Here is a 20,937-nt window from a genome sequence, read left to right as displayed (position 1 = left end):
ACACAAAGCGCGGCGCCTGGGCACCGCGCGAACAGAGGGCGGTTACGGCAGGGCGTAGGCGATCACGTAGTCGCCACGGTCGGTGGACTGGCGTGCGCCGCCGGCGGTGACGACGATGTATTGCTTGCCGGTTTTCGGCGACACGTAGGTCATCGGCCCACCCTGGCTGCCGACGGGCAGGCGGGCTTTCCAGATTTCATCGCCATTGCCGCTGTTGAAGGCGCGCAGGTAGAAGTCCTGGGTGCCGGCAATAAAGATCAGGCCGCCTTGGGTGGACAGCGTACCGCCCAGGGTCGGCAGGCCTACCTTGATTGGCAGGTGCATGCGGATACCCAGGGGGCCGGTGTCTTCAACGGTGCCCACCGGTACTTGCCAGGCGACCTTTTGCGTCTTCATGTCGATGGCGGTCAAGGTGCCGAATGGCGGTGCCTGGCACGGAATGCCGGCCACCGACAGGAAGCGGTTTTTGTTCACCGCGTACGGCGTGCCCTTGAGCGGCACGGCGCCCATGCCGGTGTTCAGCGCTTCCCCACCGGAAGAGGTCTGGGCCTTGTTCTGCGACGGTACCATCTGGATCCACAGGCCCAGGCGCATGTCGTTGACGAAGATAAAACCGTGCACCGGGTCGGTGGAGATGCTGCCCCAGTTCATGCCGCCCAGGGAACCGGGGAAGCTCAGGGATTTATCGGTGCCCGGCGCGGTGTACAGGCCGTCGTAGCGCATGCCCTTGAAGTCGATGCGGCACAACAACTGGTCATACGGCGTCGCGCCCCACATGTCCGACTCGGTGAGGGTTTGCGCGCCGATCTGCGGCATGCCCACGGATTTCGGCTGGGTCAGGGAATACGGCTCGTTGGGAATGTTCGCGGCTTTGACCGGCACTTCCTGCACGTCTGTCAGCGGCTTGCCGGTGGCGCGGTCGAGCACGTAAATCTGCCCGGCCTTGGTGCCGATGACCACGGCCGGTACAGCCTTGTCGCTGCCGGGCGGGGTGAAGTCGATCAGGCTGGGCTGCATTGGCAGGTCGAAGTCCCAGAGGTCGTTGTGGACTGTCTGGTAGACCCACTTCTCGGCGCCGGTGGAGGCGTCGAGTGCCAGCACCGAAGCGCCGTATTTGTGGTTGAGCTGGGTGCGCTCCACGCCGTAGATATCGGTGGAGGAGCTGCCCATAGGCAGGAAGACCGTATTCATCAGTGGGTCGTAAGACATCGGCGCCCAGCTGTTCGGGGTGCTGCGCACGTAGGTGGCGTCGCCCGTCGGGGCCTGCTTGTCTTCAGGGTTGCCTGGGTCGAACGCCCAGCGCATCTGGCCAGTGATCACGTCAAAGCCACGGATCACGCCACCGGGCATATCGGTCTGCACGTTGTCTGCCACGCGACCGCCGACTACGACGGTGGTACCGGCCATCAGCGGCGCCGAGGACAGTTGGTAGTAGCTGTCCGGCACATTGCCGAGGCCGGCCTTGAGGTCCACCTGACCGTGGGTGCCGAAGTCTTCGCAGAACTTGCCGGTGTCGGCGTCTACGGCGATCAGGCGTGCATCAATGGTGTTGGTCAGCAGGCGACGCTGGCACTGCGCACCGGCGGGCACGCTGGCGGCCAGGACCGGCGAGCTGTCGGGCTGGGTCGGCTGGGCAATCGGCGCGCTGGCGTCGAAATACGCCATGCCCCGGCAACGCTGCCACACTGCCGATTTGGCGTTGACTTCGTTTTTCCACAGTTCTTTGCCGGTGTCGGCATCCAGCGCGATCAGGTTGTTGTGCGGGGTGCAGATAAACACTTTGTTGCCGATCTGCAGGGGGGTCAGTTGGTCCTCGGCACCGTTACCGTCGCTGATGGCCACGTCGCCGGTGTGGTAGGTCCAGGCGACCTTGAGCTTGTCGATGTTGTCGCGGTTGATCTGGTCCAGCGCGGCGAAACGGCTGCCACCTTCGGTATTACCGTAGTGGGCCCAATCTTTCTGCGCATCGGCCGCAGCCACCGGGGTGACGCCCGGGCCTGCACCGGTGGGCTTCACGCTTGGGTGCGCGACAAACATATTGCCCGCCGCCACCGCCACGCCCAGCGCCAATACGGCGGCGACGCCATAGGCACCCCGCGCCGATTTGCCGGCCAGCAACGGATACACCAGCGCGACCACCACGCCAATCACCGCAAACATTAACAGTCGCGAGAACAGCGGCCAGTATTCCAGGCCCACGTCGGCCACCGCCCACACGGCAGTAGCCACTAGAAACGCGGCGAACAACCAGGCGCCGGCAGGCTTGCAGCGGGCAATCAACAGCCCGGAGATGGCCATGGCCACGCCGCCGAGCAGGAAGTACCAGGAGCCTCCCAGGCTGACCAGTTTGGCGCCGCCGACGGCAAGCGCAAGGCCGAGCAGGGCGATGACGACGCCCAGGCCCAGGAGTAAGAATCTAGAGACGCCAGCGGCGCGCGATGCTCGTTTCATGTCGAATGGACTCGAGTGAGAGAGGGCAAAGACGCGATTTTAGCAAGATAAGTAACCAGTTAGTACATTTGAGTACTGCAATAGACTGTTGCAGGTACTGCGATGATGGGCAGGGCCGCCTCTGAGGCGGCATAGATGGACCCGGCGACGCGTACCCTGTGGCGAGGGAGCTTGCTCCCGCTGGGGCGCGAAGCGGCCCCTCTCTTAATTTAAAAGACTGGGACTGCTACGCAGTCCAGCGGGAGCAAGCTCCCTCGCCACGGTACAGCGCTGCCTTTATTGGGCGGGCATCAGAACTTGAAGCGCCCCACCAGCCCATTGAGCTGGCCGGAAATATCAGTCAGCCGCCCTGAACCGGTCTGCGCCGAATGCGCAAAGCCTTCCACCAACTGCGCGTCGGCGTGGATCTGCGCGATATGCCGGTTGATCTCTTCGGCCACCTGGTGCTGCTCTTCGGCGGCGGTGGCGATCTGAGTGTTCTGGTCGCGAATCGAGTCCACCGAGCCGCGGATCTTGTCAAAGCTGTCACGGGCCTGCTGGATGCGCTCCACGCTGGTGTTGGACACCAGCAAGCTGCCTTGCATCTGCTGGGTGACTTCCTGGGTGCGGCGGGCAAGGTTGCCCAGCAGGCTGTCGATTTCGCCGGTGGAGTCGGCGGTGCGACGCGCCAGTGCACGCACTTCATCGGCGACCACCGCAAAGCCGCGGCCCTGGTCGCCAGCGCGGGCGGCTTCGATCGCGGCGTTGAGCGCCAGCAGGTTGGTCTGTTCGGCAATCGAGCGGATGGTGTCGAGGATGGTGTTGATGTTCTGGCTGTCTTGCTCGAGCAACTGCATGGTCTGTGTGGATTTTTGCAGGTCTTCGCTGAGCTTGAGCACGCTGCCGGTGGCTTCGCCGATGTGCTGCTGGCCGGTGTGCACGTCGCGATAGCCCTCATCGGCACTCGTGGCGGCGGCGCTGCATGAACGCGCGACTTCGTTGGCGGTGGCGACCATCTCGTTGAACGCGGTGCTCACCAGTTCCACGGCTTCGCGCTGGCGGCCGGCGGCCTGGTTCATATTGTTGGCCACGGCGCTGGTGTCGGCGGCGGCGGTTTGCAGGTCTGAGGAGGCGTTGCCGATGCGCTGCACCAGTTGCGCGATCATGCTCAGGAACTGGTTGAACCAGCCGGCCAGGCTGGCGGTTTCGTCCTTGCCTTGCACTTTGAGCTGGCGCGTGAGGTCGCCTTCACCTTCGGCGATTTCCTGCAGGCCGTCGGCCACACCGCGAATCGGACGTACGATCACACGGGCGAAACTGGCACCGACGATTGCGAACACCACGGCCAGTACGGCGGCGATCGCAGCGATCAACCATGTCAGGCGGGTGGCGCCGGCCATCACTTCGTCACGCTTGATCAGGCCGATAAAGCGCCAGCCCAAGTCTTTGGAACTGACCACGTTAGCCATGTAGGCCACGCCATCGATGCTCACCTCGGTCACGCCATCGCCGTGCTTGGCCAGTTCGGCGTAGTTCGCGCCCAGGCCCGCCAGGGGCTTGAAGTTATGCGTGGCATCGCTGGGGTCCACCAGCACGTTGCCGTCGGCTTCCACCAGCATCAGGTAGCCGCTGTCGCCCAGCTTGATGGTGCGCACCAGCTCAGTGAGTTGCTTGAGCGACACGTCAAGGCCAACCACCCCAAGGACGTTACCCGTGGCATCCGCGACGGTGCGCACGGTGCCGATCAGCACCACATCGTCCGGGGCCCAGTAGTAGGCGCCTGTGCGCACGGTCTTGCCTGGCGCTGCAATGGCGGCCTGGTACCAGGGGCGGGTGCGCGGGTCGTATTGCGTCAGCTTGGCGTCGTCCGGCCAACTGGCGTAGCCGCCATCGCTCAGTCCCAGGGACAGGTAGGCGGTACTGGGGTGGCTTTTGGCGAACTGATCAAAAATCGCCAGCAGTTCGGTGTTGGTCGGCGTCAGCGGAATTTGCGCTGCATCGGCGCCGGCGTAGTTCTTCAGGTTCTTGGCCGCGATCACACGCGGGTCTTTGGCGACGAAGTCGACATTCTGGCTGATGCCGTCGAAAAACTGCTGCATGCCATTGTCGATCTGGCGGATCTCGCGGCCGCTGCTGTCGAGGAAGTTGGCCAGCGCACCCTCGCGCAGGTTCAGCACCACGATAATGGCGACCAGGATGACCGGCACGCACGCGATGGCCGCAAACGCCCATGTCAGCTTCTGCTTGATATTCATGACTTCACCCGCGGGTATTTATAGTTTTGGCAAGGGGAGAAAAATGGGTACTGCGTGTCGCAGGCGTTTTTATGAGAGGCGAGGCCATGCGTACCCTCGGTATATCGGCCGAGGGAGTTGGCACTTGAGGAGGGGGAATCAGGCGATCGGGTCACCGACCAGGGCATCGCGGCGCATCGACTGCAGGTTCTTCTCGATGGTTTCGCAGATGCTTTCCATCTGGATCTGGTGTTCGCTGGAATTGAACGGGCTTTGCAGGTCGGTGCCGATGCGTTCGATGGCCAGCAGCATGAAGCCCACGACCGTGGAGGCCAACGGCGTGAACCAACCGAGCGATTCCACCAGGCCCACCGGCACGATCAGGCAGAATAACGAAATGAATAGCCGCGGGAAGTACACGTAAGGGTAGGGCAGTGGCGTGTTGGCAATCCGCTCCATGCCGCCCTGGGCGTTGGAGAGGTCCACCAGGGTCGACTCCAACCGCGCCAGGCGGATGCTGTCCAGGCGCCCGGCCTGGTATTCGCGCGCCAGCAACGAGGCCGAGCCGGTGAGGATGTCATTGGCGAAGTTATTGGTGGCGCCGTTGCGCGCAAATTCTTCGGCGGGGATAAAGGCTCGCACTTCCTCCGGGCACGGCTGGCCCTTGAGGTGCGCAGCCAGGCAATTGACGTAAGCCACGTGACGGCGCAACAGCGTCGACTTCACCGGGTTCACCTCACCAGGGGCGTCATCGAGCAGGGTCAACACTTGCCGAGCAAAACTGCGCGAGTTGTTGACCATCGCACCCCACAGCGTGCGTGCTTCCCACCAGCGGTTGTAGGCGCTGCTGTTGCGAAAACTGATCAGCACCACCAGTGCCGAGCCGAGCAAGGTCAGGGGCATCAGCGGCAAATTGATCTTGGCGGTGAGAAACAGCATGAAATCCACCGTCACCGCCACATCCCACAACAACAGCCAGAACAACGCCCAGCCCACATAGCCCATGGTCTTGATGATCAGGCGGTATTTCTTCAGAAGGGCAGCTTTCAAACGAGAACCTCGCGGCGGGCGGTTGGCAACAATCCCCTGTTACGACGCCGCCGAGGAGGGAAGGTTCGCAGTGTGCTGAATCGATTAGTCCTCTAACCGCCAGGCGGAGAGAATGTAACCAAAGGTTGCGCGTAAGTGTGTGCCATAGGGCATTTGACTGTGGAACAACTTTGGTACTGATGACGTCTTGTCCGGCAATCGCTGTACATTGCGTTCGAGGCAAAAAGCCATTAATGGCAGGATTTTTGAAGTGATTTGTTTTGGGGCCGGGCTGCAGGGATTTCGTAGCTGAGATCAGTGGCATCAAGTTGGATGATCAGGGCTCTTTCATGCGTGTCAGTTCGTTGAAGTTGGCTATGTGTAATACCGCGCAAGCGCTCGAACGTCATAAGGATTTTGAATCGTGCATGAGAGCGCATTACCACGTGCTGCTCGTGCCCTATTCGAGACGACCGTTTTTCTACAAGAGTGCCCTTAAATACAGCCGCTTGATGGTGTCGTTTGCATTATTGAGCCAATACTTTTCTACACCGCTGCCTTTGTTGGCAGAAGTTAAAGCCTTGTGCGTAACGCGCAAATATTGTTCGAAAAACAGCCTGGAATCGATTTTTTTGCTATTCCGGGCCTTGGGTTTCATGGAGGTTGCGCCGCACCCCGAAGACAGTCGCTTCAGGGTGTATGCACCTTCGGATGAAGCCTGCCGCGAAGCGCGGTTGATGCTCACCGCCCTCACGGAGTCTTTGGCGCTGCTCTATCCCGAAAGGGAAGTGTTCCGGCAGATGCGCGACTTGGATGACCGCGAGTTCCTTGCGCTCTATTTCAAGGGTTTTGCCATGATTCTCGCGGCCGAGTTGACGGTGGATGTCTTGCTGCCCGAATGTTACTGGCTGGTGAAGCGCGACGCCGGCCATCTGTTGATGCTGGCGATCTACAACGACGCCTTTGCCCCTGAGAACGACCGCGCCACCTTCCGGTCGTCTTCCTACCTGGCCTTGGCCAAGCAACTTTCCGTGTCCAAGACCCACATTATCCGTATGGTGCAGGAGGGGGTTGAAAAGGGTTATTTCAAAGCCCACTCCAAAACCCGGCTGGAAGTTCTGCCACCCTTTGCCAGCCTGGTAAAGCGGTTCATGGCCTTTTCATTTGCGATGGGCCTGCATGCTATTGAGATGGGAGCGTAAGGATGCCTGCTAACTTGAAGTTGCGGCCCAGAATGCGCAGTTTGTTGTCACCTGCGGTGACCCAAGCCGAAGGGGTAGGGATTATTGCCTGGGTCGGCATGCTCCTGATTCCTGCGGCCCTGAAGTTGAATTTTTATATGTTGGGCGTCACGGTGGGCCTGCTGATTGTTTGCCGGGTACATGCCACCACGACGAACTTTCTGCTCTGGCGAGTGCTGGGGGTCACCTATATGGTGTTGTTGTCCGTCGGCTTCGCTTATCTGATTCATATGAACAAAGAGTTGCGTATCTATGGCCTGCCGTTGGCCGTGACCCTGGTGGTGGGCAGTGCGATCTTGTTTATCAGTGTCCAGGATTACCTGGTCGATGCGCTATTGATCTGGCTGATCCTGTGGCCACCCATGCAGGCGGATATATACGTTGGCACCGAGGTATATTTGCTGCTGTTCTGCGCCGCGTCGGTATCCATCGGGTTTATCTTGAGTTACTCCTACTTGAAGAACCTGCGTTCGGTATTGCTGGTGGAAAGCGAGTTTCGCGCCTTGGCCGAGACCGACTACCTGACCTCCATTCTCAACCGGCGCGCTTTTATGCAGAGCTTCGAGAAGTTGCTCGGTGGGGAGCAGGGCGGCTACTTCATCATGTTGGATATCGACAGTTTCAAAGAAAAAAACGATCTGTATGGCCACGACGTGGGGGACAAGATTCTGCGCGCCATGGCCCTGTGCCTGAAAAACGCCAAGGGCAGCCACAGCTTTGGACGGATCGGCGGGGAAGAGTTCGGCGTGTTATTGCAGGGCGACGATGTGGAGGTGGCCTGTGATTATGCCCTGGACTTGTTGCAAGCGATCCGCAGCAGTGTGCCTGCGCCCCACCATTACACCTGCAGTGCGGGAATGGCGCGTTTTTCGCCGGGCGACGAGTTGTCGGCCGTACTCAAGATGGCGGACAAGAACCTGTACGGCGCCAAGCGCAATGGCAAGGACTGTGTGCACCTGGACGGCGCGCTGCTAAAGGCGGTCTTGTCCTGAGGCTTGGCGTCTAGTGCATAGGTATCTGCACAACTTTCCAAGTTGCAGCAGCCAACGCTAACCACGATGCGAAGCGAGCCGCTCTTGATCTTGATCTGCTTTTGATCTTAAGCGCCCCGTTAAACCACGCTGGCGGATTACGGGCACACCGAGCCTGGGCGAGGTGCCGAGTGGTGGGGCAAGAGAACCCTAAGTAGCTGTTACCGCAGGAATGGATATGTACTCGGTATGACTGTGCCGGCTGTCAGGCCGCCTTCGCGAGCAAGCCCGCTCCCACAGTTGGATTGAGGGGTGTCAGGTAGATATGGGGCGGCTGTCGGGCCGCCATCGCAGGCAAGCCAGCTCCCACATTTGGATTGTGGGGTGTCAGGTAGGCAAGCGCCGGGTGGCAGGCCGTCACGGGAGCAAGCTCCCTCGGCACAGGCCCGGCGTCGCGCCGAAGTTATGCGTCTAGTGTTGTGACAACACGCTGGCCAGCAACCCAGGGAAGCGGCTTTCCAGCTCGTCACGGCGCAACGAGTTCATATGGGTGGTGCCCACATTGCGGGTGTGCACCAGGCCGGCATCGCGCAATACCCGGAAGTGATGGGACATGCTGGACTTGGGCCGCCCCCCGTCGAGTTCGCCACAGGTGGCCTCTGGCACGTTGGCCAGGTAGCGCACGATGTCCAGGCGCACGGGGTCGCTCAAGGCGTACAGCACACGCTCAAGCGTCAATTCTTGCGGGGTAGGGTGTTTGAAGGCTCGCATGGGGCGGATCATAACAGGGGGGTAGCGTTCAATACCATAGTTCGATTACCATCGAACTATCGAATCACTCATCCCTTCCTGGAGTTCTAAATGTCGGCTTTGTTCGAACCGTTCAAACTCAAAGATGTGACCTTGCGCAATCGCATTGCTATCCCCCCGATGTGCCAATACATGGCCGACGACGGCATGGTCAACGACTGGCACCACGTCCACCTGGCTGGCATGGCCCGTGGCGGTGCCGGCCTGCTGGTGGTCGAGGCCACCGCGGTCGCCCCTGAAGGGCGCATCACCCCAGGCTGCGCTGGGATCTGGAGCGACGCCCACGCCCAGGCATTCGTGCCCATGGTCAAGGCCATCAAGGCCGCAGGTTCGGTGCCGGGCATTCAGATCGCCCACGCCGGTCGCAAAGCCAGTGCCAATCGCCCCTGGGAAGGTGATGACCACATCCCGGCTTCTGATGCCCGTAGCTGGGAAACCATCGCCCCCTCTGCCATCGCGTTTGGTGCCAATTTGCCCAACGTACCGCGTGCCATGACCCTGGAAGACATTGCCCGCGTGCAGCAGGACTTCGTCGACGCGGCCCGCCGCGCTCGCGATGCCGGCTTTGAATGGATCGAACTGCACTTTGCCCACGGCTACCTGGGCCAGAGCTTTTTCTCTGAGCATTCCAACCAGCGTACCGATGCCTACGGTGGCAGCTTCGACAACCGCAGCCGCTTCCTCCTCGAAACCCTGGCTGCGGTGCGTGAAGTCTGGCCGGAAAACCTGCCGCTCACCGCCCGGTTCGGTGTGATCGAATACGACGGCCGTGATGAGCAGACCCTCACCGAGTCCATCGAACTGGCCCGCCGTTTCAAGGACGGTGGCCTGGACCTGCTGAGCGTCAGCGTCGGCTTTACCATTCCTGACACCAACATCCCATGGGGCCCGGCCTTCATGGGCCCGATTGCTGAGCGTGTACGCCGTGAAGCCGGTATTCCGGTGACCTCGGCCTGGGGCTTCGGCACGCCGCAACTGGCGCAAGGCGCGCTGCAGGCCGGGCACCTGGACCTGGTTTCGGTGGGGCGCGCACATTTGGCTGACCCGCACTGGGCCTACTTTGCCGCGAAGGAACTGGGCGTGGACAAGTCCTCCTGGACCTTGCCGGCGCCTTACGCGCATTGGCTGGAACGCTATCGCTGAGGTATGCCTGCGCGTTGCATGAGCCACTCGATTGAGTGGCTTTTTTTCGCCTGTCGCTTTTGGCGACCTACGCGGTGAAAAATAACAAATGAGAATCGATGTCAAACGAGAATCCGCTGATATATGATGCGCCGCGAATTCTTGGCAGGTTTGCCGTCCCATCTGGCTCATTCACTAGGTTCTACACCCATGCGTCGTACTCTGATTTCCATCTGTGTGCTCCAGGCGTTTTCCCCCTTCGCGTGGGCAGAGCAGGCACCTGCCGAGAACGCCAGTATCGAGCTGCAAGCGACCAATGTCACCGCCACCGCTGACCTTGAGTCGGCCCAAGGCCCCGTGCAGGGCTACCACGCCACACGTTCAGCCAGTGCGACGCGCACCGACACCGCCATTCATGAAACTCCACAGTCCATCAGCGTAGTGTCCAAGGACGTGGTCGAAGACCTCGGTGCAACGCGCCTGCAGGATGCCCTCGATTACGCGGGCGGCGTGGGCCGCGCCAACAATTTCGGCGGCCAGGGCCTGACCACCTTTACCGTTCGCGGCTTCACCACCGGCGAGTTCTACCGCAACGGTTTCCCGATCAACCGGGGTTACCCGAACATGCCGGACGCCAACACCATCGAGCGTCTTGAAGTGCTGCGCGGCCCTGCGACCATGCTCTACGGCCGTGGCGACCCAGGCGGTACCTTCAACGTGGTGTCCAAGCAGCCGCTGGCTGAACGCACCGTCACCCTGGGCAGCCAGCTCAATGACCAGGGCATGAAGCGCGGCACCCTGGATGCCTCCGGCCCGCTGGACGAGGAAGGCCGCCTGGCCTATCGCCTGAACGTGGTGGGCGAGGGCGGCGACACCTTCCGCGATCACGTCGAGACGGAACGCTACGGCGTGACGCCGGTGATCACCTGGCAGGCCACCGATGACACCAAGGTGACCTTCGAAGGCGATTTCATGCGCAACAACCACCCGCTGGACCGCGGCCTGACTCGTTTCCCCAACCAGCGTGGCACCCCCTCGCGCGATACGTTCTGGGGCGACAAGGATGCCGGCAAGCTGCACAACGACAACAACATGGCGCAGTTGCGTTTCGAGCACATGCTTAACGACAACTGGACCCTGGGCGGCGGTTTTCAATGGTTGGACGGCAGCCTGAAGGGCAACGCCATTGAGGCCAACGGGCCGGGTAGCCTGGGCGCCGATGGCCGGACCCTGCAACGCAACTTCAACTACCGCAAGCTGGAATGGACCGACAAGGACTATCAGCTCAACCTGACCGGGCACTTCTCCACCGGCGGGTTCGATCACACCTTGCTTACCGGTATCGAGTACGAGGATTACGACTACAAGTCGATTATCCAGCGTTCCAGCGCCGCGGCGGGCACCTATCCAATTGACATCTTTAATCCGGTGTACGGTCAAGCCCGTCCGGCGCTGACCCGAACGCCGACCCACGACAAAGAAAACCTCAAGACCTACGCCGCTTTTGTACAGGACCAGGTTGCTCTCACTGAACGTCTGAAAGTGCTGGCCGGTGCTCGCTTCGAGCGTTTCGAGCATGATTACCAGAACTATGTTGGTAAAAGCTGGCAGGCCGCCGACAACGCCGTCACCCCACGCGTGGGTGTGATCTACGACCTCACCGACACCGTCGCGGTCTATGCCGATGCTGCGCGTTCGTTCAAGCCCAACACTGGCGCCAGCCGCGAAGGCGGTGGTTTTGCGCCGGAGAAAGGCAAGTCCTACGAGATGGGTATCAAGTGGGAGGCGCTGGACCGGCAGTTGAGCGTGGATGCGGCGATCTATCAGATCGAGAAGAAGAACGTGCTGACCACCGATCCCGTGGACAATACCTTCAGTGTCGCGGCCGGCCAGGTGCGCAGTCGGGGCTTCGACCTCAATGTGGCAGGCAACCTCACGCCCGAATGGCGCGTGATCGGCGGCTACGCTTACGTAGATGCCGAAGTCACCCGTGATAACACTCTGCGCTCCGGCACTCGCTTGATGAACATCCCGCGCAACAGTTTCAGCCTGCTCAACGTCTACGAGTTCCAGGACGGCGCGCTCAAAGGCCTGGGCCTGGGCGCCGGCGGCAAGTACGTCGACCAACGCGCCGGCCAGACCGCCAATACGGCATTCTCCATGGACGCCTATACCGTGGTCGACCTGCTCGGTTACTACAAGGTCAATGAGCGTGTGCGCTTGAACCTCGATGTGAAGAACCTGTTCAACCGCGAATATGAAGAAGGCGCGTTCGGCAATATCTACGCCTACCCCGGCGCACCGCGTACCGTGCAGGTGGGCATCGCCTACACCCTGTGATGAACAGCTGCGGTACCACGCGGGGCCTGTGGCGAGAGAGATTGCTCCCGCAACGGCCCCTATCTACCTGACTCCCCAGGATCCAACTGTGGGAGCTGGCTTGCCTGCGATGACGGCCTGCCAGCCGACGCATTTCTACCTGATACCCTCGCGATCCAACTGTGGGAGCTGGCTTGCCTGCGAAGACGGCCTGCCAGCCGACGCATTTCTACCTGATACCCTCGCGATCCAACTGTGGGAGCTGGCTTGCCTGCGATGACGGCCTGACAGCCGACACTTCTCTACCTGACACCCCACATTTGGAATGCGGCGCGTCAGGTGGATATGCGTCGGCTGGCAGGCCGTCGTGGGAGCAAGCTCCCTCGCCACAGGGGCCTGCATCAGCTTCCCTGTCAGGTTTAACAGTAGACACTGGCGGGCGATCGAGGGATGTTTGCTCGTAACGTGCCAGCGCAGCGGTCGGCGCTCATTGCTTTTCGAAGCCACGCTTAATAGGGATATTAAAAATGGAACGGGAACTGATCGAGAAAGCTGAAGACCTGATCAAAAAGACCAACGATGCCGAGCGTCTGTTCACCCGATACGCCACCAAGTGCTACACGTCAGCCTTGCAAAAATATGCCAAGGAGATCAGCGAAACCTCCTATACCTATCTGCTGGCCGAGCTGGCCGAAAGTTCGCTGAGTTCGGAAATTCTAGGCCGTCCAGGCGCCAATATCAGCCTGGTCAGGATCGAGATAGAGGAGGTCATGCTCGAAGCCGATGTGATCAAGAAATTGAAGCGGGCCGAAACCCATTACCTGGAAACCCTGGAATCGGTGCGCAAGTTCGAAGACCTTAAACGCTTCGAGAAAATGCAGGACACGTCCGATATCGTCCGCTCGATAAAACTTGGCGTGTCACGTTTCAATATCCTGTTTGTCATCTTGCTGATCGGTGGGTTGACCTGGGCGGCGATCAATTTGCCTAAAGAAGCCTTGGCGTTGATTTCCGCTGCGATCGGCGGCGCTATCACTCACTTGCTGTCCGAGCGCCAGGCCGTGCTGGCGCTGAAAAAAGAGGGCGATAACACCTGCCCCAGGGCCAACAATAACAGTCAGGAATGACGCGGGCTCACAACGGCGTCAACACGTTCATCACCGTATCCAGCGCCACCCGCGTGTCATCCAGTTGCACCAGCGACGCATGCCGCGCACCCAGGGCGTCGCGGTTCTGGATCGCAGTGAGGATCGCTTTGTGCCGAGGCAGACTCAGGCCCTGGATATCCGGACGGCGGTTGGTGATGTTGATCGACTCGCGCAACGGCAGCGAGAGCATGTTGCACATATAGGCGAGCAGGTCGTTGCGGGTGGCGTCGGCAATCGCGCGGTGGAAGTCCAGGTCGGCCTGTAACAGGTCCTCGTGGGTCTTGGCGGTTTCCATGCCTTGGTAGGCTTGTTCGATGGTGGCGATGTCTTCGTCGGTGGCGGTGGTCGCGGCCATGGCGGCGATTTCCGGTTCGAGGATGCGGCGCACCCCGGCCAGGGTGTTGAAGAACTCGCTGTGGGGCGTGGACTGCATCAACCAGGACAGCACGTCCGGGTCGAGCAGGTGCCATTTCAAGCGTGGCCGTACCACCGCGCCCACCCGTGGCTTGGAATACACCAGGCCCTTGGCGCTGAGCACCCGCGTGGCTTCGCGCAATACCGAGCGGCTGACCTGGTATTCCTCGCACAGCGTGGCTTCCATGGGCAAGCGTTCTTCAGGCTTGAAGCGACCGGAAACGATGTGCATGCCCAAGTCCTGAACGATCTGGGCATGCTGGCTCTTGCGCGGCTTGGGCGGCTGGTGATCCATAACGACGGGGAGGCTCTGGCTTAGATTCGCCGCATCATAGCATCCCAATTAGTGGGAATGCCGTGGGACTTCTGCCCCGCGACAGCCCACCAGGAAGTCAAAGTCACAGCCTTGGTCGGCCTGCAGCACATGGTCGATATACAGCTGGCGATAGCCGCCGACGATTAGGTTCTGCGCGGGCGGCAGGTCGGCCATGCGCGCTGCCAGCTCGGCGTCTGGAATGTCCAGGTGCAGGCGGCCATTGGCGCAATCGAGTTCGATCCAGTCACCTTCCTTCACTGTCGCCAACGGCCCGCCAGCAGCGGCTTCCGGTGCCACGTGCAACACCACGGTGCCGTAGGCGGTGCCGCTCATGCGCGCATCGGAAATGCGCACCATGTCCGTCACGCCCTGGGCCAGCAGCTTGGCCGGCAGGCCCATGTTGCCGACTTCGGCCATGCCGGGGTAACCCTTGGGGCCGCAGTTCTTCATGACCAGGATCGAGTTGGCATCCACGTCCAGCTCCGGGTCGTTGATGCGTGCCTTGTACATGTCGAAGTTCTCGAACACCACGGCGCGGCCACGGTGTTGCATCAGTTCGGGGCTCGCTGCCGAAGGCTTGAGCACCGCGCCCAGGGGCGCGAGGTTGCCACGCAGCACGCAGATGCCGCCGTCGGCGCGGATCGGGTTGTCCAGCGTGCGGATCACTTCGTCCTGGCCGTAGATCGGCGCATCCTGGGTGTTCTCGCCCAGGGACTTGCCGTTGACCGTCAAGGCGTTCGGGTGGGGGATCAGGTTGGCCTCACCCAGGCGACGCAGCACCGCGGGCAGGCCGCCGGCGTAGTAGAACTCTTCCATCAGAAAGCGTCCGGAGGGCTGCAGGTCGACGATGGTCGGCATACCGCGGCCGATGCGGGTCCAGTCATCCAGGTCGAGTTCGACGCCGATGCGCCCGGCGATGGCTTTCAAGTGGATCACGGCGTTGGTCGAGCCGCCGATGGCCGCGTTCACGCGGATAGCGTTTTCAAACGCCTCCTTGGTGAGGATTTTCGACAGCTTCAAGTCTTCACGCACCATCTCCACGGCGCGCATGCCCGACATGTGCGCCAATACATAGCGGCGTGCATCCACCGCCGGGATCGCCGCGTTGTGGGGCAGGGAAGTGCCCAGCGCCTCGGCCATGCAGGCCATGGTGGAGGCCGTGCCCATGGTGTTGCAGGTGCCCGCCGAGCGCGACATGCCGCCCTCGGCCGCGAGGAAATCATCCAGGGTGATGGTGCCGGCCTTGACCTGTTCGCTGAGCTGCCACACCACCGTCCCCGAGCCGATGTCCTGGCCCTTGTGCTTGCCGTTGAGCATCGGTCCGCCGGTGACGACGATGGCCGGCACATCACAACTGGCCGCGCCCATCAGCAGCGCCGGGGTGGTCTTGTCGCAGCCGGTCAGCAGCACCACACCATCAATCGGATTGCCGCGAATCGCTTCTTCCACATCCATGCTCGCCAGGTTGCGCGTGAGCATGGCGGTAGGGCGCAGGTTGGATTCGCCATTGGAAAACACCGGGAACTCCACCGGAAAGCCACCGGCCTCGATCACGCCACGCTTGACGTGCTCGGCGATCTGGCGGAAATGCGCGTTGCACGGGGTCAGCTCCGACCAGGTGTTACAGATGCCGATGATCGGCTTGCCATGGAACTGATGGTCGGCAATGCCCTGGTTCTTCATCCAACTGCGGTACATGAAGCCGTTTTTGTCGGCGGTACCAAACCACTGGGCAGAGCGTAGGCCGGGCTTTTTGTCAGGCATGATCGATTCTCTTATTGTATGACTATATGTTCTATGCGTGCTTAAACATAAGCGCAAAATCGCCGCTTTGGAAGTGTTGTTTTGCAAATAGTCATACTATATAGTCGAGCTCAACTGAGGTATGGCCCTGGCGGATTTCGTCAGAGGCGTCCCCCGAGCTTCTATAAAAACAACAATCGGAGATCGACCCCATGAGCCAGGAACTGCGGCTTATTCGGCGCATCACGCTGAAACTGATTCCCTTCCTGATCCTGCTGTACCTGATCGCCTACGTGGACCGTTCCGCCGTGGGCTTCGCCAAGCTGCACATGGGCGCTGACGTGGGCATCGGTGACGCCGCCTATGGCCTCGGTGCCGGGTTGTTCTTCATTGGCTATTTCCTGTTCGAAATTCCCAGCAACCTGATGCTTGACCGCTTCGGCGCACGGCGCTGGTTTGCGCGCATCATGATTACCTGGGGCGCCATCACCATCGGCATGGCGTTCGTGCAGGGGCCGCACAGCTTCTATGTGATGCGCTTTCTGCTGGGCGCGGCGGAGGCGGGGTTCTTTCCCGGCGTGCTGTACTACATCACCCAGTGGTTCCCGGTGCGCCATCGCGGCAAGATCCTCGGGCTGTTCATCCTCTCCCAACCTATTGCAATGATGATCACCGGCCCGGTGTCCGGCGGTTTGCTCGGCATGGACGGCATTCTTGGCCTGCATGGCTGGCAGTGGCTGTTCATCGTGATCGGCACCCCGGCGATCCTGCTGACCTGGCCGGTGCTGCGTTACCTGCCGGACGGCCCCCAGAAGGTCAACTGGATGAGCGAGGAAGAAAAAGCCTGGCTCACCGGCGAGCTGCACAAAGACCTGCAAGCCTACGGCCAGACGCGCCATGGCAACCCCTTGCATGCGCTCAAGGACAAGCGCGTGTTGCTGCTGGCGCTGTTCTACCTGCCGGTGACCCTGAGTATCTACGGCCTCGGCTTGTGGCTGCCGACCCTGATCAAGCAGTTTGGCGGCAGCGACCTCACAACCGGTTTCATCTCCGCCGTGCCCTATATCTTCGGCATCATCGGCCTGTTGATCATCCCGCGCAGTTCCGACCGCTTGAACGACCGTTACGGCCATCTCGCCGTGCTCTATGTACTGGGCGCCATCGGCCTGTTCTGCAGCGCCTGGCTCACGGTGCCAGTGCTGCAAATGGCCGCACTGTGCCTGGCGGCGTTTGCCATGTTTTCCTGCACCGCCGTGTTCTGGACCCTGCCGGGGCGCTTCTTTGCCGGCGCCAGTGCGGCAGCCGGTATTGCCTTGATCAACTCGGTGGGCAACCTCGGCGGTTACATCGGCCCGTTCGTGATCGGTGCGCTCAAGGAGTACACCGGCAATCTGGCCTCAGGCTTGTATTTCTTATCCGGTGTGATGGTGTTCGGGTTGCTGCTGACCCTCGTGGTCTACCGCTTGTTGGAACGCAAGCACGTGCTGCCCGTCGACCAATTCGCCGCCAGCGCCCGTGGCGCCACACGCACTTAAATCCAGGAGAACCTGCATGCGTTTAGTTCAGTTCGAGTTGAGCAACGGTGAGCGCCGCGTCGGCGTGGTAGAAGGCAACCAGGTACGCGAAGTGCGCGGCGCCCACAGCGTGCGTGAACTCGCGCTGGCTGCCATCGATGTCGGCGGCAAGTTGCAGCAACAGGTAGAAGCCCTCGGCCTGGGTGTCAGCCATGACTACGCCGCCTTGTTGGCGGAACACAAAATCCTGCCGCCGTTGGACCATCCGGACCCGGCCCATATGCTGATCAGCGGCACTGGTCTCACCCACCTGGGCAGTGCCTCGGCCCGCGACAAGATGCACCAGCAGGCCGGCGACGACAGCGCGATGACCGACACCATGCGCATCTTCAAATGGGGCGTGGAGGGCGGCAAACCAGGCGCTGGCCAGGCCGGTGTGCAACCGGAGTGGTTCTACAAAGGCGATGGCAGCATCGTCGTGCGCCCGGGCCAGGCCTTCCCGGTGCCGCCGTTCGCCGAAGACGCCGGCGAAGAGCCGGAAATCGGCGGCCTCTATGTGATCGGGCATGACCGTAAACCCTATCGCCTGGGCTTTGCGGTGGGCAACGAGTTCTCCGACCATGTGATGGAGCGCAAGAACTACCTGTACCTGGCCCATTCCAAGCTGCGCAGTTGCAGCTATGGCCCGGAGTTGCGCGTGGGCGAACTGCCCGAGCATCTGGCGGGCACCAGCCGCATTCTGCGCAACGGCGAGGTCATCTGGCAGAACGAATTCCTCAGTGGCGAGGCCAATATGTGCCACAGCCTGGAAAACCTCGAATACCACCACTTCAAATACAGCCAGTTCCTCAAGCCGGGCGATGTGCACATTCACTTCTTCGGCACCGCCACCTTGTCATTCGCCGACGGTATACGTACCCAGCCGGGCGATGTGTTCGAGATCAGCCAGGCTGAATTCGGCGCGCCGTTGATCAACGGTATCGGCAGCAGCGATGCGGCATTTGAACCCGGCCAAGTCACCCCCCTTTAAGGAGATCAACATGACCCCGTTCCTCGGCCACAACTACATCGGCGGCCAGCGCAGCGCCAACGGCAGCATCAAGCTGCAAAGCATCGACGCCACCACCGGCGAAGCCTTGCCTCAGGATTTCTACCAGGCCACCGCCCAGGAAGTGGATGCCGCCGCCCAGGCCGCGGCACAGGCTTACCCAGCCTATCGCGCCTTGAGCGCCGCACGGCGTGCGCAGTTCCTGGATGCGGTGGCCGATGAGCTGGACGCCTTGGGCGATGACTTCGTCGAACTGGTCTGCCGCGAAACCGCCTTGCCGGCCGCACGCATCAAAGGCGAACGCGGGCGCACCAGCGGCCAGATGCGCTTGTTCGCCACCGTGCTGCGCCGTGGTGACTTCTACGGCGCGCGTATCGACAAGGCCCTGCCAGAGCGCCAGCCGCTGCCGCGCCCGGACCTGCGCCAATACCGTATCGGCCTCGGCCCGGTGGCGGTGTTCGGCGCCAGCAACTTCCCCCTGGCATTTTCCACGGCTGGCGGCGACACCGCTGCCGCGCTGGCCGCCGGCTGCCCGGTGGTGTTCAAGGCCCACAGTGGGCACATGGCGACCGCCGAGCGCGTGGCCGATGCGATCATTCGTGCTGCCGAGGCCACCGAGATGCCGGCTGGCGTGTTCAATATGATCTTTGGCGGCGGCGTCGGTGAGGCGCTGGTCAAGCATCCGGCGATCCAGGCGGTAGGCTTTACCGGCTCGCTCAAAGGCGGCCGCGCCCTCTGCGACATGGCCGCGGCGCGCCCGCAACCGATCCCGGTGTTTGCCGAGATGTCGAGCATCAACCCCGTGATCGTGCTGCCCCAGGCGCTGCAAGCCCGTGCTGAAAGCATTGCCCGTGACCTGACCGCGTCGGTGGTACAAGGCTGCGGCCAGTTCTGCACCAACCCAGGCCTGGTGATCGGTATCGCCTCGCCTGCGTTCACCGCGTTCACTCAGCAGGTCGCGCAATTGATCGGTGAACAACCGGCGCAAACCATGCTGAATGCCGGCACCCTGGGCAGCTACGGCAAGGGCCTGGAAAAACTCCGGTCTCACCCGGGCATCCAGCATCTGGCGGGCAGCGCGCAATCGGGCAATCAGGCGCAACCGCAACTGTTCAAGGCGGATGTACGTCTGTTGATTGACGGCGATGAAGTGCTCCAGGAAGAAGTCTTCGGCCCCACCACGGTGTTCGTCGAAGTGGCCGATCAGGCCCAACTCAGCGCCGCCCTGCAGGGGCTGCACGGGCAATTGACCGCCACGCTCATCGGCGAACCGACCGACCTGCACCAGTTCGCCGAACTCACGCCCCTGCTGGAACAGAAAGTCGGGCGCATCCTGCTCAACGGTTACCCCACTGGCGTGGAGGTGTGCGATTCCATGGTTCACGGCGGGCCGTACCCGGCGACTTCCGACGCCCGTGGCACCTCGGTCGGCACTTTGGCTATCGACCGTTTCCTGCGCCCGGTGTGCTTCCAGAACTACCCTGATAGCCTGCTGCCCGACGCGTTGAAAAACGCCAACCCCTTGCGTATTCAGCGCCTGGTAAATGGCACGCCATCGCGCGAATCGCTGTAACTGATCAGGAGGCTTCATGTCGTTGAGCGCAGTCACCCCGCACCGTGCCCGGTTGGGCGAAGGGCCGTTCTGGGATGTACCGTCCCAGGCCCTGTATTGGGTGGATATCGCCGCCCGCCAGGCGCTGCGTCTGCTGGGGGGGCAGTTGCAGGTGTGGCAATTGCCTGAGCACGTCTCGGCGTTCATCCCCTGTCAAAGCGGTGATGCGCTGGTGACCTTGAGCAGCGGTGTGTATCGCCTGGACCTGGCCACCGAAGCCTTGACCCTGCTGTGCGTAGCCGACCCGCAAACGGGCAACCGCGGCAATGAAGCACGCTGCGATGCCCAGGGCCGGCTGTGGTTGGGCACCATGCAGAACAACATAGGCGAGCAGGGCGAAGACCTGCCGATTACCCGGCGCTCCGGTGGCTTGTTTCGCATCGATGCCGATGCGCGGGTCACGCCGTTGTTGGCGGGCCTGGGCATTCCCAACACCTTGCTTTGGAACGAGGCGGGCAGCCAGGTGCATTTCGGCGACAGCATGGACGGTACGCTCTATCAGCATTCGATCCAGGCTGACGGCCAACTCGGCGCCGCCCAGGCCTGGTTCGGGCCGCACACACGCGGCGGGCCGGATGGCTCGGCCATGGACGCCGAAGGCTACATCTGGAACGCGCGCTGGGATGGCAGTTGCCTGCTGCGGCTAACGCCTTCAGGTGAGGTGGATCGCATCATCGAACTACCGGTCAGCCGTCCCACCAGTTGCGTGTTCGGTGGGCCCGAGCTCACCACGCTGTACATCACCAGCGCGGCGAGTCCCTTGGATCACCCCCTTGATGGTGCGGTATTGGCCATTGAGGTCGACGTGCCAGGCAAGCCCTGTCACCGCTTCGCCGGATAAACCAAACGCGCCGTTGTGGCGAGGGAGGCTGCTCCCCCTCGCCAGCGCAACCGGAGCTGGGTTTTTTTGGGGGGGGGGTGCGCCCCCCCCCGCGAGCGAACGCCCCCGCCCCCACAGTACCCCTCCACAACAAAAACAATAAAAA

At 61.7% G+C, this 20,937-nt stretch carries 14 protein-coding genes and 2 pseudogenes; 9 read left to right on the top strand and 7 right to left on the bottom strand.

The genetic code is table 11. From position 1 onward, the window contains the following. Positions 1–42: 42 nt before the first annotated feature. From GIW79_RS17775 to GIW79_RS17765, 4 genes and pseudogenes are all read right to left on the bottom strand, one after another. Entirely contained in the window at positions 43–2,451 is a 2,409-nt protein-coding gene (locus GIW79_RS17775; RefSeq protein WP_236455217.1) for a glucose/quinate/shikimate family membrane-bound PQQ-dependent dehydrogenase, read from the bottom strand. 290 nt (positions 2,452–2,741) lie between these two features. Further along, positions 2,742–3,278, bottom strand: a pseudogene (locus GIW79_RS29845) (methyl-accepting chemotaxis protein); the annotation flags it as partial. Between the two features lie 327 nt (positions 3,279–3,605). Next, positions 3,606–4,685, bottom strand: a pseudogene (locus tag GIW79_RS29840) (HAMP domain-containing protein); the annotation flags it as partial. Between the two features lie 138 nt (positions 4,686–4,823). Then, positions 4,824–5,714 carry a bestrophin family protein gene (locus GIW79_RS17765; protein WP_003190542.1) on the bottom strand — a complete coding sequence of 297 codons (891 nt, stop codon included), beginning with the start codon at positions 5,712–5,714 and terminating at the stop codon, positions 4,824–4,826. A gap of 329 nt (positions 5,715–6,043) precedes the next feature. Between GIW79_RS17765 and GIW79_RS17760 the strand changes: the two genes are divergently transcribed. Together GIW79_RS17760 and GIW79_RS17755 are read left to right on the top strand one after the other, a co-directional pair. After that, the gene (locus GIW79_RS17760) at positions 6,044–6,895 is read left to right on the top strand and encodes a hypothetical protein (protein ID WP_169922168.1); all 852 of its coding nucleotides are present in this window, start codon (positions 6,044–6,046) and stop codon (positions 6,893–6,895) included. Between the two features lie 2 nt (positions 6,896–6,897). Then, positions 6,898–7,926 carry a GGDEF domain-containing protein gene (locus GIW79_RS17755; RefSeq protein ID WP_172415511.1) on the top strand — a complete coding sequence of 343 codons (1,029 nt, stop codon included), beginning with the start codon at positions 6,898–6,900 and terminating at the stop codon, positions 7,924–7,926. A gap of 450 nt (positions 7,927–8,376) precedes the next feature. On the opposite strand, the gene GIW79_RS17750 is transcribed toward GIW79_RS17755, so the two are convergent. After that, the gene (locus GIW79_RS17750; protein WP_003190545.1) at positions 8,377–8,676 is read right to left on the bottom strand and encodes an ArsR/SmtB family transcription factor; all 300 of its coding nucleotides are present in this window, start codon (positions 8,674–8,676) and stop codon (positions 8,377–8,379) included. Positions 8,677–8,766: 90 nt separating this feature from the next. On the opposite strand from GIW79_RS17750, the gene GIW79_RS17745 reads away from it, so the two are divergent. The 3 genes from GIW79_RS17745 (at position 8,767) to GIW79_RS17735 (ending at position 13,283) form a co-directional block, all read left to right on the top strand. Further along, on the top strand, positions 8,767–9,858 hold the full coding sequence (locus GIW79_RS17745) for an NADH:flavin oxidoreductase/NADH oxidase (protein ID WP_054895667.1): 1,092 nt from the start codon (positions 8,767–8,769) through the stop codon (positions 9,856–9,858). Between the two features lie 189 nt (positions 9,859–10,047). Next, complete coding sequence (locus GIW79_RS17740) at positions 10,048–12,177, top strand: TonB-dependent siderophore receptor (RefSeq protein WP_236455215.1); 2,130 nt, start codon at positions 10,048–10,050, stop codon at positions 12,175–12,177. 506 nt (positions 12,178–12,683) lie between these two features. Next, positions 12,684–13,283, top strand: a complete 600-nt coding sequence (locus tag GIW79_RS17735; RefSeq protein ID WP_034126738.1) for a hypothetical protein — start codon at positions 12,684–12,686, stop codon at positions 13,281–13,283. 7 nt (positions 13,284–13,290) lie between these two features. Here the strand turns inward: GIW79_RS17735 and GIW79_RS17730 are convergent, their stop codons facing one another. Further along, complete coding sequence (locus GIW79_RS17730; RefSeq protein WP_034126739.1) at positions 13,291–14,013, bottom strand: FadR/GntR family transcriptional regulator; 723 nt, start codon at positions 14,011–14,013, stop codon at positions 13,291–13,293. A 48-nt stretch (positions 14,014–14,061) separates the two neighbouring features. Continuing rightward, on the bottom strand, positions 14,062–15,798 hold the full coding sequence (locus GIW79_RS17725) for an IlvD/Edd family dehydratase (RefSeq protein WP_089042659.1): 1,737 nt from the start codon (positions 15,796–15,798) through the stop codon (positions 14,062–14,064). 191 nt (positions 15,799–15,989) lie between these two features. Here GIW79_RS17725 and GIW79_RS17720 point away from each other — a divergent pair, with 191 nt between their 5' ends. Genes GIW79_RS17720 through GIW79_RS17705 form a run of 4 tightly spaced genes read left to right on the top strand, consistent with a single transcriptional unit; the run spans position 15,990 to position 20,792 of the window. After that, on the top strand, positions 15,990–17,312 hold the full coding sequence (locus tag GIW79_RS17720) for an MFS transporter (RefSeq protein WP_003190554.1): 1,323 nt from the start codon (positions 15,990–15,992) through the stop codon (positions 17,310–17,312). Positions 17,313–17,328: 16 nt separating this feature from the next. After that, positions 17,329–18,321: an AraD1 family protein gene (gene araD1, locus GIW79_RS17715; protein WP_089042661.1), complete on the top strand. Its 993-nt coding sequence runs from the start codon at positions 17,329–17,331 to the stop codon at positions 18,319–18,321. Positions 18,322–18,331: 10 nt separating this feature from the next. After that, entirely contained in the window at positions 18,332–19,912 is a 1,581-nt protein-coding gene (locus GIW79_RS17710; RefSeq protein WP_153475392.1) for an aldehyde dehydrogenase (NADP(+)), read from the top strand. Positions 19,913–19,928: 16 nt separating this feature from the next. Then, complete coding sequence (locus tag GIW79_RS17705) at positions 19,929–20,792, top strand: SMP-30/gluconolactonase/LRE family protein (RefSeq protein WP_236455213.1); 864 nt, start codon at positions 19,929–19,931, stop codon at positions 20,790–20,792. Positions 20,793–20,937 lie beyond the last annotated feature (145 nt).

This window comes from Pseudomonas sp. PA-7-1E (assembly GCF_021605325.1).
Taxonomy (GTDB): Bacteria; Pseudomonadota; Gammaproteobacteria; order Pseudomonadales; family Pseudomonadaceae; genus Aquipseudomonas; species Aquipseudomonas fluorescens_BV.
Note: the sequence above shows the minus strand (reverse complement) of the source record. Positions and strands in the feature narration are given on the sequence as shown.